The sequence below is a fragment of the Allofournierella sp. genome, from assembly GCF_017889395.1.
In the GTDB taxonomy this organism is placed as follows: Bacteria; Bacillota; Clostridia; order Oscillospirales; family Ruminococcaceae; genus Allofournierella.
The window spans coordinates 62,209-79,892 of record NZ_JAGHKE010000003.1 but is presented as its reverse complement, the minus strand read 5'-3'; the positions used below and the strand labels follow the sequence as shown (position 1 = coordinate 79,892).

Annotated in this window: 14 protein-coding genes and 1 pseudogene; 3 read left to right on the top strand and 12 right to left on the bottom strand. The window is 58.9% G+C overall.

The window, feature by feature from the left end:
• The 3 genes and pseudogenes from J7G73_RS00970 to htpG form a co-directional block, all read left to right on the top strand.
• Nucleotides 1–301, top strand: a pseudogene (locus tag J7G73_RS00970) (ABC transporter ATP-binding protein); the annotation flags it as partial.
• Entirely contained in the window at nt 298–954 is a 657-nt protein-coding gene (locus J7G73_RS00965; protein WP_291244878.1) for an ABC-2 transporter permease, read from the top strand. The pseudogene J7G73_RS00970 and the gene J7G73_RS00965, both read left to right, overlap by 4 nt.
• A 122-nt stretch (nt 955–1,076) precedes the next feature.
• Nucleotides 1,077–2,999, top strand: a complete 1,923-nt coding sequence (gene htpG, locus J7G73_RS00960; protein ID WP_291244877.1) for a molecular chaperone HtpG — start codon at nt 1,077–1,079, stop codon at nt 2,997–2,999.
• 311 nt (nt 3,000–3,310) lie between these two features.
• Here the strand turns inward: htpG and J7G73_RS00955 are convergent, their stop codons facing one another.
• From J7G73_RS00955 to J7G73_RS00900, 12 genes are all read right to left on the bottom strand, one after another.
• Nucleotides 3,311–4,633 carry a pyrimidine-nucleoside phosphorylase gene (locus J7G73_RS00955; protein WP_291244876.1) on the bottom strand — a complete coding sequence of 441 codons (1,323 nt, stop codon included), beginning with the start codon at nt 4,631–4,633 and terminating at the stop codon, nt 3,311–3,313.
• An 18-nt stretch (nt 4,634–4,651) separates the two neighbouring features.
• Nucleotides 4,652–5,596 carry an ABC transporter permease gene (locus J7G73_RS00950; protein WP_087294595.1) on the bottom strand — a complete coding sequence of 315 codons (945 nt, stop codon included), beginning with the start codon at nt 5,594–5,596 and terminating at the stop codon, nt 4,652–4,654.
• Between the two features lie 3 nt (nt 5,597–5,599).
• Complete coding sequence (locus tag J7G73_RS00945) at nt 5,600–6,667, bottom strand: ABC transporter permease (RefSeq protein WP_087294593.1); 1,068 nt, start codon at nt 6,665–6,667, stop codon at nt 5,600–5,602.
• Nucleotides 6,660–8,159, bottom strand: coding sequence for an ABC transporter ATP-binding protein (locus tag J7G73_RS00940; protein ID WP_291244881.1), 1,500 nt, complete (start codon nt 8,157–8,159; stop codon nt 6,660–6,662). Before J7G73_RS00940 ends, J7G73_RS00945 begins: the two co-directional genes overlap by 8 nt.
• Nucleotides 8,160–8,364: 205 nt before the next feature.
• Nucleotides 8,365–9,207: a YjjW family glycine radical enzyme activase gene (locus tag J7G73_RS00935; protein ID WP_291244875.1), complete on the bottom strand. Its 843-nt coding sequence runs from the start codon at nt 9,205–9,207 to the stop codon at nt 8,365–8,367.
• Between the two features lies 1 nt (nt 9,208).
• On the bottom strand, nt 9,209–10,735 hold the full coding sequence (locus tag J7G73_RS00930; protein ID WP_367113918.1) for a YjjI family glycine radical enzyme: 1,527 nt from the start codon (nt 10,733–10,735) through the stop codon (nt 9,209–9,211).
• Nucleotides 10,736–11,027: 292 nt separating this feature from the next.
• Complete coding sequence (locus J7G73_RS00925) at nt 11,028–12,101, bottom strand: BMP family ABC transporter substrate-binding protein (RefSeq protein WP_291244873.1); 1,074 nt, start codon at nt 12,099–12,101, stop codon at nt 11,028–11,030.
• 200 nt (nt 12,102–12,301) lie between these two features.
• Nucleotides 12,302–12,718: a cytidine deaminase gene (locus J7G73_RS00920; protein ID WP_291244872.1), complete on the bottom strand. Its 417-nt coding sequence runs from the start codon at nt 12,716–12,718 to the stop codon at nt 12,302–12,304.
• A 2-nt stretch (nt 12,719–12,720) separates the two neighbouring features.
• Nucleotides 12,721–13,440, bottom strand: coding sequence for a purine-nucleoside phosphorylase (gene deoD / locus J7G73_RS00915; RefSeq protein WP_291244871.1), 720 nt, complete (start codon nt 13,438–13,440; stop codon nt 12,721–12,723).
• Between the two features lie 59 nt (nt 13,441–13,499).
• Nucleotides 13,500–14,288 (bottom strand): tyrosine-protein phosphatase, encoded by a 789-nt coding sequence (locus J7G73_RS00910; protein ID WP_291244870.1) that lies wholly within the window; start codon nt 14,286–14,288, stop codon nt 13,500–13,502.
• Nucleotides 14,289–14,498: 210 nt separating this feature from the next.
• Nucleotides 14,499–16,481, bottom strand: a complete 1,983-nt coding sequence (locus J7G73_RS00905) for a fructose-1,6-bisphosphatase (protein ID WP_291244869.1) — start codon at nt 16,479–16,481, stop codon at nt 14,499–14,501.
• A gap of 140 nt (nt 16,482–16,621) precedes the next feature.
• On the bottom strand, nt 16,622–17,491 hold the full coding sequence (locus J7G73_RS00900) for a DMT family transporter (protein ID WP_291244868.1): 870 nt from the start codon (nt 17,489–17,491) through the stop codon (nt 16,622–16,624).
• Between the last annotated feature and the right edge of the window lie 193 nt (nt 17,492–17,684).

The window sequence follows — 17,684 nt, the reverse complement described above, 5'->3', positions numbered from 1 at the left end:
CCACATCACCAGCGATCTGGAAAAGGTGGCGGATTCCATCGCCTATCTGCACAAGGGGCGGCTGCTGTTCCAGATGGACCGGGACGAGCTGCTGGAAAAATACGGCATTCTGCGCTGCAGCCCGGAGCAGCTGGAGGCGCTGGACAGCCGGATCAAGGTGGCCACCCGCAAGACGGACTTCACCTGTGAGACGCTGGTCAGCGACGCGGCCGCCGCCCGCCGGGCTCTGCCGGATGCGGTGATCGACCGAGCCAGCATCGAGGACATCATGCAGTTTTATACCGGGAGGGATGCACAATGATCGGCCTGCTGAAAAAAGACTTCTTCATTCTCTGGCATGCGTACCACAAAAACCTTGCCCTGGTCCTGGTGCTTTACAGCGCTATGGCTCTGGCGATGGACTTCACTTTCATGGTGTTTTTCTTCGCCTGGATCTCCGGCTTCTACATTCTGAGCGGTTTGACCATCGACAACTATTCCAAATGGGACCTGTACGCCGCCAGCCTGCCGGTAAGCAAGCGGCAGCTCGTGGGTGCCAAGTTCATCCTCATCACCCTTGCGCTGCTCATCAGCTTTGCCATCGGCACACTGCTGTGCGGTCTGCTGGCTTTGCTGAAGGGCGAACCTTTGATGGAAAACCTGCTTAGCCTGCTTGCGGTTTCCTTTGTCTGCCTTGCCTACTTCGGCATTTCGCTGGTGCTTTCCTACAAATACGGCGTGGAAAAGGCCCGCACCGCAGTGCTGCTGGTTGCGGCGGCGCTGTTCGGCTGCGTGATGGTACTGGGCAAACTGGATCTGCTGCAGGATATGACACTGCCTCCCCTGCTGCAAACGCTGTTTCTGGGGGATCTGGCCGTCTGGGGCTGGGCTGTGGTGATGCCGGTGGGCTGCGTCGCGGTATACCTGATTTGTTGGGCCCTTGCCACCCGCATCTACAGCCGCAAGGAGTTTTAAACTTTTTGTGAACCCTCTTGCAGTTTTCTTCAAAAAGGTGTATATTAGATTAGCACTCAATCATAACGAGTGCTAATCTTTTTTGTTTTACAATAACTTTTCATAAAAGGGAGCGTTCAATCATGGCTGTGAAAGAATTTAAGGCCGAAAGCAAAAAGCTGCTGGATATGATGATCCATTCCATCTACTCCAACAAGGAGATCTTCCTGCGCGAATTGATCTCCAACGCCAGCGACGCCATCGACAAGCTCTATTTCAAGAGCCTGACCGACCACGCCGTTACCACCAAAAAAGAGGATTATCAGATCCTGCTGGAGCTGGACAAGGCAAACCGCACCCTGACCCTGACCGATAACGGCATCGGCATGACCAAGGAAGAGCTGGAGGAAAACCTGGGCACCATCGCCCGCAGCGGCAGCCTGGACTTCAAGAAGGACAACAAAGCCGAGGACATCGACATTATCGGTCAGTTCGGCGTGGGCTTCTATTCCGCCTTCATGGTGGCCAGCCGGGTCACCGTGATCAGCCGCGCCTTCGGCAGCGACACCGCCTGGCAGTGGGAGAGCACCGGTGCTGAGGGCTACACCATCACCGAGGCCGACAAGGAAGACGTGGGCACCAAGATCATCATGGTGATCAAGGAGAATGCCGAGAACGAGAACTACGACGAGTTCCTGGACGAATACAACCTGGTGCACATCGTGAAGAAGTACAGCGACTATGTGCGCTACCCCATCCGCATGGAGCGGGAGAAGACCCGCGCCAAGGAGCGCCCCGCCGATGCCGGTGAGGATTACAAGACCGAATACGAGACCTACACTGAACTGGAGACCCTGAACAGCATGGTTCCCCTGTGGAAGCGCAGCAAGAGCGACGTGACCGACGAGGAGTACAACCAGTTCTACAAGGATAAGTTCTACGACTTCACAGATCCCGCCCGGGTGATCGTGAGCCGCACCGAAGGCACTGCCACCTATAACGCTCTGCTCTTCATCCCCGGCCATGCTCCCTTCAACTACTACAGCCGAGACTACGAGAAGGGTCTGCAGCTGTACGCCTCCGGCGTGCTGATCATGGACAAATGCGCCGACCTGCTGCCCGACCACTTCAGCTTCGTGAAAGGCATTGTGGACAGCCAGGACCTGAGCCTGAACATCAGCCGTGAGATGCTGCAGAAAGACGGCCAGCTCAAGCTGATCCGCAACAGCCTGGAAAAGAAGATCAAGAACGAGCTGAACGCCATGAAGAACAACGACCGTGAGAAGTACGACGAGTTCTTCAAAAGCTTCGGCCGTCAGCTGAAGTTTGGCTGCTACGAGGGCTACGGCGCCAACAGCGACCTGCTGAAGGATCTGCTTCTCTTCCACAGCGCCAAGGAAAACAAGCTGATCAGCCTGCAGGAATATGTGGACAAGATGCCTGAGGAGCAGAAGTACATCTACTACGCTGCCGGCGATTCCACCGAGCGTCTGGCCAAGCTGCCCGCCGCTGAGCTGGTGCTGGACAAGGGCTATGACCTTCTGCTGCTCACCGAGGATGTGGATGAATTCTGCCTGCAGATGCTGCGTCACTACGGCGAGAAAGACAAGGAGAAGGAGTTCAAGAACATTTCCAGCGGCGATCTGGGGCTGGAATCCGAAGAGGAGAAGAAGGCCGCCGAGGAGGCCAGCGAGGCCAACAAAGACCTGTTCGAGGCCATGAAGACCTCACTGGACGGCAAGGTCACTGCGGTGCGCCTGTCCACCCGTCTGAAGAGCCACCCGGTCTGCATCGCCAGCGAAGGCCCCCTGAGCCTGGAGATGGAGAAGGTTCTGAGCTCCATGCCCAACAGCGGCGACATGCCCGCTCCCAAGAGCGAGAAGGTGCTGGAGCTGAACGCTTCTCATCCTGTGTTCGAAACTCTGAAGACCCTGCAGGCAAACGGCGAAACCGAAAAGCTGGGCAAGTACGCGAACATCCTGTACAATCAGGCCCTGCTCATCGAGGGTATGCCCATCGAGGACCCCGTGGCCTATGCGCAGGCTGTGTGTGAGCTGCTGAAGTAATTCCGGCTCCCCTGCCCCGATCTCCCCAAAAGCAAACAGAACAAAACCGCCCGATATCGTCAGTCACGCTGATGATATCGGGCGGTTTTTTAATTCCATTTTGTTGATTTCAATTCATATATTTCTATTAGTTTATAGAATACGCGCTTTTTCTGCCCGCACGCATAAAGAACAACTCTCTACTGTTCTTTTGGGGCACAGTTTGCTGATGCTTCCAAACTCCCCCATGTCTGACCGGCTTACAGTCATTTTTGCGATAATAAAAAGACCCGGTGGAAAACCGGGTCTTTTTATTACGTTTCGTATAAGGCTTAGAACCGCTCCACGCCTTCCTCAGTCACACGGGCCATAACCAGTGCGGGCACCGGCTCCGGCTCGGGACCGAAGGTGAGGGCTGCGCGGAACATCTCTTCCGCTGCATCAAACTTTTCTTCCTGATCCGCATACAGGGTGGCCAGGCATTCGCCCGCCTCCACCTTGTCACCGGTCTTTTTGTGCAGCACAATGCCTGCCGCAAAGTCGATGACATCCTCTTTGGTGATGCGGCCCGCGCCCAGGCCGACGCTGGCGTTGCCCACCATTTCGGTGTTCATCCGTACCAGATAGCCGCTCTCAGCTGCCAGCAGCGGCCGGCTGAACTTCGCCTTCTGGAACTTGTCCGGGTCGTCCAGCACCGACACATCGCCGCCCTGGGCAGCAAACATCTGCTTGAGCTTCTCGTAGGCCGCGCCGCTGGCAACAGCCTCTTCCGCCATGCGGCGGCAGTCCTCCAGCGAGCCCTTGCCCGCCAGATACAGCATGTTGGCAGCCAGCTGGTAGCACACCTCGGTCAGGTCTGCCGGACCGTGGCCCTTGAGCACCTCCACCGACTCGATGACCTCCAGGCTGTTGCCGATGTTGTGGCCCAGCGGGGTATCCATATCGGTGATGAGAGCAGCCACCTTGCGGCCGTTGTGCTGACCGATGCTCACCATGGCCTTTGCCAGCTCGATGGAATCGTCCAGTGTCTTCATAAAGGCACCGTTGCCGGTTTTCACATCCAGCAGGATGCAGTCAGACCCGGCGGCCAGCTTCTTGCTCATAATGGAGGAGGCAATCAGCGGTACACAGCCGATGGTGGCGGTCACATCCCGCAGGGCGTACATCTTTTTGTCCGCCGGGGCCAGGTTACCGCTCTGACCGATCACGCTGATGCCGATCTCATTCACCTGGGCGAAAAAGCGCTCCCGACCCACGGCGGTCTGGGTTCCGGGCACGGCTTCCATCTTATCCACCGTGCCGCCGGTGTGGCCCAGTCCACGGCCGCTCATCTTGGCGATCTTCACCCCGCAGGCAGCCACGATGGGCGCGATGACCAGGGTGGTCTTATCGCCCACACCGCCGGTGGAGTGTTTATCGGCCTTGATGCCGGAGATAGCGGAAAGATCCACCATGTCGCCGGAATGAGCCATCACATCGGTGAGCTGAGCAGTCTCCTTTTCGGTCATGCCTCGCAGATAGATGGCCATGAGCAGGGCGCTCATCTGGTAATCCGGCACCTGGCCGTTTACGAACCCCATCACCGCAAATTCCAGCTCTTCGCGGCTCAACACGCCGCCATCGCGCTTTTTCGCGATAATATCAAACATACGCATAGGGCCGCAGCCTCCTTGTTATTTTGCTTTCACGTAGGGCTTGCCGTTGGCAGAAGGCACATGAGCCTTACCCACGAACAGAATCAGCACAACCACGGTGACCACATAGGGAATCATGGAAATCAGCTGAGCGGATACCATCGCGTTGCTGCCCACGACCACGCGGATGCCGGAGCACATGCCAAACAGCAGGCAGGCAATCATAGCACCCTGAGGACGGAACTTACCGAAGATAACGGCAGCGATGGCAATGAAGCCCTGGCCCACGATGGAGGTGGGACGGAACTGGTTCATGGTGGCCATGGTCACACAGGCGCCGCCCAGACCGGCCAGGAAGCCAGAGATGCAAACAGCGGAGAAGCGCATGCGGATCACGTTGATGCCCAGAGTATCACAGGTCTCGGGATGCTCGCCACAGGCACGCAGGCGCAGACCGTAGCGGGTCTTGTAGAACACAAACCACACGATGACCAGCACGATGAACACCAGATAGGTGGTGGCATAGGTGGAGAACACATTCTTCATAAAGTTGTTCCACACGCCGCCGCCGGTGAAGGCATCGGCAAACAGGGTGGGAATCTTGCTGGTGGAGTCCAGAGGCGCCGTATCGGAAGAATTGAACAGCGCTTTCGCCATCAGCACCGCCACACCGGGAGCCAGGAAGTTGATGGCAGTACCGGAAATGGTCTGGTCTGCGTTCAGCTTCACAGTGGCCAGCGCATGCAGCGCGCCGAACAGCATACCCGCCAGGCCGCCGCAGATAAAGGACAGCCAGGGATTGCCGGTGTAATGGCCGGTGGCCGCGCCCACAAAGGCACCGATGGTCATCATGCCCTCGATACCGATGTTCACCACGCCGCTCAGCTCAGAGAAGCAGGAGCCCATAGCCGCGAACAGCAGCGGAGGGGTGAACAGCAGGGTGGCGTAAATGATAATGCCAAGGTTGTTTACGATCAGATCCATTGCTCAGGCCTCCCCCTTCTTGTTGTTCTTGCGTTTTTTCACAAAGCGGAACACATGGGAGATGGCGATGAAGAACACGACCGTACCCATGATGATGTTGATCACCTCAGACGGGGCACCGATCAGGTTCAGCTTGGAGCCGCCATACTTCAGCGCACCGTAGAACAGGCCGGCAAAGAACACGCCAATGGGATTGGAAGCGCCGATCAGCGCCACACTGATGCCCTGGAAGCCGAAGCTTTCCTGAGCGGTGAAAATGCTGATACGGCTGCCCATGCCCAGCAGCTGGATCGCGCCGCCCATGCCGGCCAGCGCGCCGGAAATGGCCATGGCGATGTAAATGGATTTATTCACGCTGATGCCGCCATATTCCGCAGCCGAGCGGTTGAAGCCCACCGCCTTCAGCTGATAGCCCAGGGTGGTCTTTTCGATGATCACATAAACCAGAATCACAGCCAGCACAGCCAGCAGGATACCCCAGTTGGAAGCAGGGCACAGAGCGTCCAGCCAGGCCTGAGGGAACAGAATGCGGGCCGCATCCTGCACATTCTTGGTTGCCTCGGCATTGCCCTCGTTGTGGATCATGGGCAGATCCGCAATGTAGTTGGACAGATAGAAGGCGATCCAGTTGAACATGATCATGCTGAGCACCTCATTGATGCCCCACTTGACCTTCAGGAACGCCACGATCAGGCCCCAGACCGCGCCCACAGCCAGTGCCGCGATAAAGCACAGGGGAACCAGAATGATCGCCGGTGCGGGCACCAGAATGCCCACCACACAGGCCGCCATGGAGCCCATGACGAACTGACCTTCGGCACCGATGTTGAACACGCCGGTGCGGAACGAGAACGCCACCGCCAGACCGGTGAAGATCAGCGGGGTGGCATATACAACGCTGTAGGCCATGTTGCGCACGCTGCCGAACACGCCGTCAAACAGCTTGGCATAGGCCTCAACAGGGCTGATGCCCATGGGCAGCAGGAACAGTGCGCCCACCACAAAGCCCAGCAAGATCGAGAACAAAGTCACCAGGAACTTGCTGTTCAGGAATTTTTCCAGTTTATTCATCCGCCTTACCTCCTGCCATCCACAGGCCAAGGGTATTTTCGTCCGCATCTTTGCCGGGCAGACTGCCGTTGATCCGCCCGTCAAAGATCACGTCGATCTCGTCTGAAAGGCTGATGATCTCATCCAGCTCAAAGGATACCAGCAGCACGGCCTTGCCCTTGTTGCGCTGCTCCACGATGTATTTGTGCACATACTCAATGGCGCCCACGTCCAGACCGCGGGTGGGGTTCACCGCGATCAGCAGGTCCTTGTTGTTGGTGACCTCGCGGGCGATGATGACCTTCTGCTGGTTACCGCCGGACAGAGTGCCGGCAGGCTTGTTCAGACAGTCGCGGGGGCGAATGTCAAACTTTTCAATGGCCTCCTGGGTAAAGCTGTTCACCGCATCCATCTTACGAATGCCGTGGCTGGAGTATTTGTCCTCCGCAAAGTTCTGCAGAACCATGTTGTCAGCCACACTGAACTCCAGCACCAGACCATGCTTCTGCCGGTCCGCAGGAATGCTGGATACGCCATGCTCGAAGCCGTAGCGGGGCGGTTTGTTGAAGATGTCGGTGCCGTTCACAGTGATGGAGCCCTTGGTGGCCTTACGCAGACCGGTGATGCATTCCACCAGCTCGGTCTGGCCGTTGCCGTCGATGCCCGCAAGGCCCAGGATCTGGCCCTTGCGCACCTGCAGGTTCAGGCCGCGCAGGATCTCCACGCCACGGTAATCCACCGCGTGCAGGTCCTTCACATCCAGAACCACATCGCCGGGCTCCTGCTCCTGCTTGTCCACCTTGAAGTTCACGTTGCGGCCCACCATCATGCTGGCCAGGTCGTCCTCGCTCACCTTGTCCACTTCCACGGTATTGATGTACTTACCCATGCGGATGATGGTGCAGAAATCGGCCGAGGCCTTGATTTCCTTCAGCTTGTGGGTGATGAGGATGATGCTCTTGCCGTCCGCCGTGAGGCTGTGCATAATGTCGATCAGCTCGCTGATCTCCTGGGGGGTCAGCGAAGCGGTGGGCTCGTCCAGAATCAGGATCTCCGCGCCGCGATACAGCGCCTTCAGGATCTCCACGCGCTGCTGCATGCCAACGGAAATATCCTCGATCTTCGCGTCGGGGTCCACCGCCAGGCCGTATTTCTTGGAAATGGCTTCCACATTCTTGCGGGCGGTCGCCATATCCAGCATGATGCCCTTCTGAGGCTCCATGCCCAATACGATGTTCTGCGTAACGGTGAAAGGCTGCACCAGCATGAAGTGCTGGTGAACCATGCCGATGCCGGCGCTGATGGCCTTTTTGGGGCTGTCCATGTGGATTTTCTGCCCCTTGATATAAATTTCACCCGAGGTGGGCGGATACATGCCGTACAGCTGATTCATCAGCGTGCTCTTACCGGCGCCGTTCTCGCCCAGGATGGCGTGGATCTCACCCTTGTGCACGGTGAGTTGGATGCCGTCGTTGGCGGTAAAATCACCGAATTTTTTGGTGATGTTCCGCATGTCCACCACGACGGTGTTCAGGTCCAGGTTTGGATTGTGCAAAAATAAGCCTCCTTTTCACCTTGCGCTCCGCCCGCGTCATCGGCCTGCGTGCGGAGTGCAAAGCGGTCTCATATCCGACAGATGCCGCCCGGTTCACAAGCGGCGCCCATCGGTTCCGGGAAGGGTGCATGCCCTGCCCTGTTTTCCAGGATAATCGCGGCGATCAGGTGATCACCACATCGCGGATGCCCTGGCCGCGGGCCAGATCGGCCAGCTGCTGCAGGTATTCCGCCGTGGGCTGCTGCAGGCGCTCCTTCTCGCTTTCCCGCACGCCCATGGGACGGTAACAGATGATTTTATAACGCATGGGGTGTTTGTCCTGCCAGGGGGCAGCCACCGCCGACGCCTCCCGCACAGCGGTCTCGGCGTCAAACAAGCCGGGCACCACTACGGTACGCAGCTCCTCCAGCTTGCCCGCCTGGGCCAGAAACTCCAGATTCGCCCGCACCTGGGTGTTGTCCACCCCGGTGACGGCCTTGTGGTCCTCGCTGGTCCATGCCTTGATGTCCAGCATCACTCCATCCGTCACAGCCAGCAGCTCCGGGTCCGCGGAAAAGTCATAGCTGCCGTTGCTGTCCAGCAGGGTGGACAGCCCCTCGGCCTTGGCAATGCTCAGCAGCTCCACCAGAAAATCCCGCCAGCGGGTGCATTCTCCGCCGGAAACGGTGATGCCCCGAATAAACGGTACATTCTTGCGAACCTCCACCATGACCTCTTCCGGAGTCAGGGAGCGAACACGGGGCGACGAGCTGTTGGGGCACTGCTTGAAGCAGTCATCACAGAACACACATTTGGTGTGATCGTAGCAGACCTTGCCCTCCTGCATGGAAAGCGCGCCCACCGGGCACACCGTTACGCACTGACCGCAGTTCACACACTGATTGATAGTCTCGGGGTTATGGCAGTAAAGGCAGTTGAAGTTGCAGCCCTGCAAAAAGATCGCGGTGCGGTTGCCCGGCCCGTCCACCGAACTGAACGGGATGATCTTATTTACCAGCGCCTTCATATCAGCGCACCCGACGATCCTGAGCGTGGCAGTTGCGGGTGGCGCCAAGGGCCAGGCCGGTGGTGTTCAGCAGCACGTTGTGGCCCTCGGCCAGCTTCTCGATCTCGGAGCGCTTGGCCAGATAGCCGGTCACGCGAATCACATCGCTGTCGCTGCCGTAGAAGCTCAGGTAGCGGATATCCAGATCGAAGGAGCCGCGGATCACATCCAGCAGGAACTTGTGGTTCTTGTGAACGGTCAGATCCACCGGGAAGATGTCGCCGGCGCCGGAGATGAAGTATTTGTGGAACAGGTTGATGTTCTTCAGATGGTCGATCAGCTCGGCCGGCTCCTCACCAACGGGGATACGGGTGCCGGGAGTGCTGTTCTTGTCGTAGTCCATACCAACCTGAGCATGCAGCAGGTAATGGCCGCCGGTGGCCTCGCAGTAGGGTGCGGGATGAGCGTTGCAGAAGGCATTGATCTGCTCCATGATCTCCACGCCCAGCTTGTCCGCAGCCTCGCTGTGGCCGAAGCGGCCCTCGATGCCCTCTTTGGCCAGCAGGTCGTTCACACACTCGGCCATGCCCACCAGACCGAACATGGCGCTGAAGCGCTCGCGATGGAGCAGGCCTTCCTCCACCAGGAAGTTGCTCTCGAAGAAGCCGCTCTCCTCCACCAGGAAGCGAACCCGGGCATCCATGTAGCGGGCCATCACATCCATCACGTAGGGCAGCTGGTTCTCCTTGAAGTCCTGAATGTTCTTGCTGCGCTTGGCGATACCGGCCAGCAGCAGGCGGCACAGGGTGTAAGATCCGCCGCCCTTGTACAGGCCATTGTAGCAGCTGGCGATGCAGTAATCATCGCCCAATTCGCTGCGGAACATACGGTCGTTGGCAAAACTGGGCTTTGCGCAGCGCAGCGCACACTCGATGCCCGCCATCACAAACTCATCCGGAGTGTCCTTGCTCACACGCATGGTCAGGTTGGGCACGGCGTTCTGCAGCTCAGCCTCAACCTCCATCAGCAGCATGCCCGCGCGGGTCATGGTGGGGCCGATGTTGGCATGGCAGAAGGAGTCCAGGATAGTGCGGTCCACACTGGTGAGGAACAGGCGCAGCGCCTTCTTCACGGTCTCGTCGTCCAGATCCTGCACGAAGGGCTCCAGCAGCAGGTCCAGATCACCGATGTAAACGGGATAGTTGGTGATGCTGGGCACATTGTGATACAGGATCTGCAGGCTGTTCAGGGCCTCAAACAGATCCTTCGGGGGGTCCAGCTGCAGGAACGCACTGCCCTCCTTCATGAATTTGGGGTAGTCCGGGCAGATGTAGCGGGGCCGGTAGGGCGCATCGCCCTCAAACAGATTGCAGATGCAGCGGTCCTCCTGGGCGCAATACATCAGCTCCTCCAGCTCTTTCGGCTCGTCCAGCACGGTCAGGAAATTTTCCGCATGACGGGCCAGATAAGTGACCTTCTGCTCATGCGTAGCCGTTTTGTCCTTCAAAGTGGCCAGAATCTCAGCGCGCTTTGCCTCCACAGTCTCCATTGAAATGCTTCTCATAATATAAACATACCCTCCCTTGATTTCAGCTTTATAGCTATCCAGAGTCGGCAAAAAGCCAACTATTTTTCAGTATTATTGTACCAAAAAGACCGCCTTATTTCAACACGGATCACGTGTTTCCTACCAAACAGACTGAAATTCATTTGCCCTTTTGGTCAAAAAACCGAAAGTAGTACTTTACACCTTTTGCAATGCAAAATGGCAGCCTGTCACTTCCCCAAAAAAAGAGCCGCGCACCACAAGGGTGCGCGGCTCTTGCAAGCCAGAAATGCGCTTACTTCAGGGTGAACAGGCCGTCGCCCAGCTCGTCGGGAGTGGAGGGAACGGTCACTTCGCCGGCAATGATCTTGGCCTTGGCATCCTCAACAGCGGTCAGCATCTCTTCGGTCAGCAGATCGCGGGTGGGAGACAGGTCAACACCGCCGTTCTCCAGGCTGTACAGGTGCACGCCGGGAGTGAAGGTGCCGTTGGCAACTGCCAGAGAGATGTCCTGAGCAGCGATGTCAACGCGCTTCATAGCAGAGGTGATCACGGTTTCGGGAGCCAGAGGAGCCTGGTCGGTGTCCACGCCGATGGCGTATACGCCGTTGGCCTTGCAGGCCTCGATCACGCCGTTGCCGGTAGCTCCGGCAGCGTGGAAGACCACGTCAGCGCCCTTGGTGATCATGTCGGTGGCAGCGGTGTTGCCGCCAGTGGGGTCGCCGAAGCTGTTGGCATTGAACTGCAGAACGGTAGCCTCGGGGTTCACAGACTTAACGCCGGCGATGAAGCCGCAGCCGAACTGGTTCATGGAATCGGAAACCATGCCCTGAACGTAACCAACGGTGTTGGACTCGGTAGCCAGGCCGGCCACGATGCCCACCAGGTAGGAAGCCTCAGCCTGAGAGAACATCAGGCAGGCAACGTTGGGCAGATCAATGGAGGAATCATCGATGATGGCGAACAGCTGATCGGGGTTAGCCTCGGCAGCAGCCTTGGTGGCCTCAGCCAGCATGTAGCCCACGCAGATGATCAGGTCGGTGCCCTCGCTCAGGTAAGTCTCGATGTTGGCGCCGTAGTCAGCATCGGTCTTGGACTCCAGGTAGCTTACGCTGATGTTGGGGTTCTGCTCGGCCAGAGCCTGCAGGCCCTCCCAGGAGGTCTGGTTGAAGGAACGGTCGTTTACGCCGCCCACGTCGGTGATCATACCAACGGAGATCTCCTTGCCGGAGGTCGCCTCGCCGGAAGCAGCAGTGGAAGCAGCCTCAGAGGAAGCGCCGGTGGAAGCAGGAGCAGAAGAAGCGCCGCCGCAAGCCACCATGGACAGCGCCATAGCTGCTACCAGTACGATCGAGATCAGTTTTTTCATGATTCAATCTCCTTTGTTCTGTTGTGGAAAACCGCGCCGTAAAAAAGCCGCGATTTTTGGGGGATTCCCCATTAGCTATTTTATTATAGCGGGCAGGATGACAAATTTCAACCAATTCTCATAAATACAGAGCATTACAATTTGTTAACATTACCCAAATAAGTCGTACTTTATCACCATTTCCGCCGCTTGCAGGATTTTTACTTGTTCAGATCCCGGGGCCCGAAGTTGTAGGGCAGCAGCTCACCCAGAGTGACCTCGGTCCAGCTGTCCGGCCCGGTCACCAGCAGGATGGGCATATCCAGTTCGCAGAACTCATTCAGCGCCTGGCGGCAGACTCCGCAAGGGCCGGTCACCGGGAAGGGCAGCTGCTGGCCGGCGGGCGCGCCCACCACAGCCAGCATGGAGAACTCCCGCGCGCCCTCACTCACTGCCTTGAACAGAGCGGTGCGCTCCGCGCAGTTGGAGGGGGTGTAGGCGGCATTCTCGATGTTGCAGCCGGTGAAGACCCGGCCATCCTTTGCCAGCAAGGCCGCGCCCACATTGAAATGGGAATAGGGCGTGTACGCCATCTCCCGCGCCTGAATGGCCAGACGCGCCAGTTCAGCCTTCTCCATGCTTACACCTCCGCGCCCAGCGCGATCTTCATCATGTTGGTGAAGCTGAGCTGGCGCTCCTCTGCAGTGGTAGCCTCGCTGCTCACGAAGCTGTCGGAAATGGTCAGCAGACAGGCAGCCCGCTTGCCCAGCACATTGGCGTTGTGGAATAGAGCAAAACTCTCCATCTCCACGGCCACGCAGCCCTTCTCGTCCCGCAGGCGCTCCCAGTAGGTGGGGTTGGTGCGGTCATCGTGGCGGTAGAACACGTCGCTGGAATGGATCACGCCCTCCACCATGGGGATGCCCAGCTTGGCAGCGCTGGCGCGCAGGGCATCGCACAGCTCGGCACTGGGGGCCAGGGTATCGTCCTCGCAGCCATTCTGGGTACGGGCATAGCTGCTCTCGGAATAGGCACCGGTGGCCAGCACCACATCGTAGAGCTTGGCCTTATCGGTGTAGGAGCCGGCAGAGCCGATGCGGATGATGTTCTCCACACCGTACTGGGTGTACAGCTCGTAGGAGTAGATGCCGATGGAGGGCATGCCCATACCGCTGCCCATCACGCTGACAGGGCGGCCCTGGTAGGTGCCGGTGAAGCCCAGCATGCCGCGCACGTCATTGAACAGCACCGGGTTCTCCAGGAAGGTCTCGGCAATGAATTTGGCGCGCAGGGGGTCGCCGGGCATGAGAACGGTTTTTGCGATCTGGCCCATTTCGGCTTTGTTGTGAGGGGTAGGCATAATGTGTCAACTCTCCTTTTTGTGATTGGTTGCTTGTTTGCGGCCGAGAATCCCCGGCCTTATTCCAGGCACCGGTCCCGCAGCAGCCGCAGCTGCTCAGGCCCCATGCCATATTCGGCTTCAAAAAAATACTCCATGCAGACATAGCGCCGATCAATGGCGTCAAATACCGCCTGCAGGCTTTCCGGCCGCACCCCGCTGACTGTTTCCAGTATGGGGCGCAGCTCCGGCTCCCGCTCCAGCTCAGCTTGGTACACCTCCAGGCATTCCCGCACCGCGCCGGGGCGACAGTCGTTGGTGGCAAGAAAATCCGCCATCACCGTTTCCCTGCTCGCGCCCAGCGCCAGCAGGATCAGCGCGGCAGCAACACCGGTGCGGTCCTTTCCCGCAGAGCAATGGAACAGCAGCGGCAGCTCACCGGCCAGTATTTCCCGGAACATTTCCCGGTAGGCCGGATTGGCAAAGGGAAGCGCGGAATAGATGGCTTCCATCTCCCGCGAAAGAGCCCGCAGTCCGTCTGCATCCAGATGCAGCGAATCGTTGGCGTCGATGGGCAGTTCCCCGCCCCGGGCATCCCGGATGGCGCCGATGTCATGGCGGCGCACCCCGGCAAATTCCGGGTCCGGCTCCCGTGCGCGCTCCACACCGGAGCGCAGGTCGCACACCACCCGAATGCCCAGCTTCTCAAAACGCTCCCGGTCCTCCGGGGTCGCAATATGACGCAGCGCTCCGCTTCGCCAGAACAGGCCCCGCTTCACCCGGCGGCCGTCCGCCGCGGGCCAGCCGCCCAGCTCCCGGAAGTTTTCCGCCGTTTCAAAGGGCAGCGGCGTGCCCGGAGTCCATTCCATCGGTCTCACCTCTTTTTTTATCTGACCGGAACGGTCGGGGCAATACCACACAATTTCAGGTGGTGGAGTGCGCCGGGAAATTTTTTGTGAGATAAACCGAAAAGCGCAGCCAATCCTTGGTGGATTGGCGAGCATTTTGGGAAAATATCACGGAAAATTTCGGCGCAATACGCCGCCTGAACCGTTCGGTGCGAATTGTGCGGTGTTGCCTCAGGTCTTTTCCTTGACCAGGCCCATCTGGTAGGCTTGCACCAGCAGCTTCAGATCTTCAATGTCAGCAGCAAGACGGCGGCCGTTGTCGGTATCCCCCACCAGGGTGCGCTTTTCACAGGTCTCGAACACATCCACTGTGGAGACGATATCCAGATTTTCCCGGATGGCCTTTTCCGCGCTCTCGAAGGGCTGATGCTGCCGCAGGGACATACCCCGGCTGTTGTATACCAGAGTGTAGCCCGCGATGCCCGTCTTTTCGTGGTAGGCACGGCAGAAGCCGCCGTCGATCACGATCAGCCGGCCTTCCCCCTTCACCGGGGTCTCGCCCTTGGCCGCGCGCACCGGCACATGGCCGTTCACGATATGGCTGTGGGTCTGATCCAAACCGAACTCCGCCAGAATGGCACGGGCCATCTTGGAATCGTTCACATGCCGGTAATAGGGGTTCTTGGTCTCGGTATGGGTGGCCGGGTCTTCCACAAAGAGTCGCTCGAAGGTGGTCATCTTGTCCCGGCCGTATAGGGGCGACAGCTTGCCGCACCACAGATACCACAAAAAGTCCTCGCCGCTCTGGCGCTCGGCGCTGCCCTCGGGAGCAAAATATCCTCGCCGGGCCCGCTCGTCACAGTAGTCCATCAGTGCCCGGCCCGCATAGCCATGCTGCTCGAATGTCTCCACCGCGAAGCTGCCGCTGTCGGTCAAAGGCACCGCGCCGTGGAACAGCAGGTTGCCGTTTTCGATGTGGTACACGCCGCCCTTGGAGAACAAAAAGCGCACATGCCGCTGCAGCCGCTCGCTCTCCATGAAGCTGCGCTGCAGCGCCTCCATGACCTCCTGCTCCTGGCGGGTGAGGCGGGCAGGGTCCGCCGGATTCACGGTTGGGAAATCGTCATCCCGCAGGGGGTAGCGCTTGCCCTCCACCTCCACGGTGCCCTCCCGGTAGTCGATGCGCCGCAGGAAATCCCGCCCTTCCAGTTCAAAATCCGGGTTGCGGTCGATGACCTGGCATTCCAGCTTGAACATGATGATGGCGATGGCCTTGTGCATCCGGGCGGTGCGGATCAGCTCGCTGCGGTGATAGGGTCCCCGGGCCTCGTCGGTGCGGGGGTAGAAATGGTGCATATCGCAGTCCCGGTATTCGCTCTCAGCAAACAGAGCCAGCGGCCGCAGGTTGATGCCGTAGCCGTCCTCCAGGGCCTCCAGATTGTTATAGGCCAGACTGGTGCGCAGCACGGTGGCGATGCAGATGGGGCTGCCCGCGGCCGCACCCATCCAGACCACATCATGGTTGCCCCACTGGATGTCCACCGAATGATGGTTCAGCAGCTGCTCCATGATCTGATCCGGCCGGGGGCCGCGATCGAAGATATCGCCCACGATGTGCAGCTTGAATACCGCCAGATTCTTGATGAGCCCGCACATGGCCTCGATGAAATCGTCGGCCCGGCCCACATCAATGATGCTGGAAAGGATCTGACCGTAGTAGAATTCCTTGTCGTGGTCCTCAAAATGGGCGTGGAGCAGCTCGTCCAGAATATAGGCATAGTTCTTGGGCAGGCGCTTGCGCACAAAGCTGCGGGTGTGCTTGGAGGAGACCACCCGGCACACATCGATCAGCCGGTAGAGGGTCTGCCGGTACCAGGCGTTCAGATCGGTCTGGCGCTCCTTCAGCTCGTCCAGCTTCTGGGCAGGGTAGTAAATCAGGGTGGCGAACTCCGCCCGCTCCTGATCCGGCACACCAGGGCCCAGCACCCGGTCCACCTTTTCCTTGATGACACCGGACGCATTGTTCACAATATGAGTAAAAGCCTCAGCCTCGCCGTGCAGATCGCTCATGAAATGCTCGGTGCCCTTGGGCAGCTTCAAAATAGCCTGCAGGTTGATGATCTCGCTGCTGGCGGCGGCAATGTTGGGGTATTCCCGGGCAAGCAGCGTGAGATATTTCAGATTTTTACGCGCCCGGGCGGATTGGTCCTGCACTGGCAGCGCCTCCTTTCAAACGGTGTTTTTCGCCCCTCGTGTGCTGAAACTGCACCTGACGCGGACGATAAGTATCATTATTATAGCATGAACCACACCAAAATGGTAGGATGTGCCGGAAAAAGCCGCTCGCCCGCCGCTCACTTTCTTCCGGCCTGCAGCGAAGCCGCAAGGCTCACGCCCAGAATCACCGCGCCGCCCGCCAGCTCCCGGCCGGTGGGCGCTTCCCCCAGAAAGGCAAGAGCGAACAGAATGCCGTAAACCGTTTCCATTCCGGACACGATGCCCGCCGTCTGGGCGCTCACCCGCCGCTGGGCCGCCACATACAGCGAATGGGCCAGCGCCGTGCACACCACGCCCAGCGCACCGATGCCGAAAAGATCCGCCGCCGTCCAGCCGCTGGACAGGAGCAGCACCGCCGGAAGCAGCACAACCGCCGCCGTGGCCTGCTCATACAGGCAGATCACCCGGGCTGGATACCGGGCGGAAAGATGCCGGTTTGCCAGTGAGAGCACCGCATAGGCCAGACCGGACAGCATGCCCCAGGCCGCCCCGGCCACAGCGCCGCTGCTCAGGCCGTCCGGCGGAAGGGTGATGAGCACGCCCGCCAGCAGCAAAACTGCTTCCGCTGCGCTTCTCGCCCGCAGCCGCTCCCGGAACACCAGCGGCTCCAGCACCGTGAGGAACAGCGGGAAGGCAGAAAAGGTGATGGTGCCCATGGCAACCGACGAGACCTGGATCGCCTGAAAAAAGGTGGTCCAGTGAAGAGCCAGCACCAGCCCCGCAAACACTGCCAGAGCCAGATCCCGTTTTTCTGCCAGCCGCAGCGGCGTGCGGGTGATCAAGGCCAGCGCCAGCAGCACCACTGACGAACAGATCACCCGGCCGCCCGCGACCACCGCCGCCGGGACCTGTACAAAGCGGCCGATCACCGCCGCAAGGCCGAACAGCATCACTGCCAGGTTCAGCGCGGCCACGCTTCTGGCCACACTGTTTTGTTCCTTTTTCATTTCTCTTCCCCGCCCTCCTGCAGCGCACCCCTTCGCGCTTTGTTTCGTCAACTGGATATTATACGGGAGGCCGGCGCAGTGCGTCAACCGGAGTTTTTTCTGGCACAGCTGCCGGAAAATATGGTATAGTAAGGGTTGTTCTATTTTGTATTGCAGGCGGACCGAACAGCCCGCCTGTTTCGGGAGGTTTTAT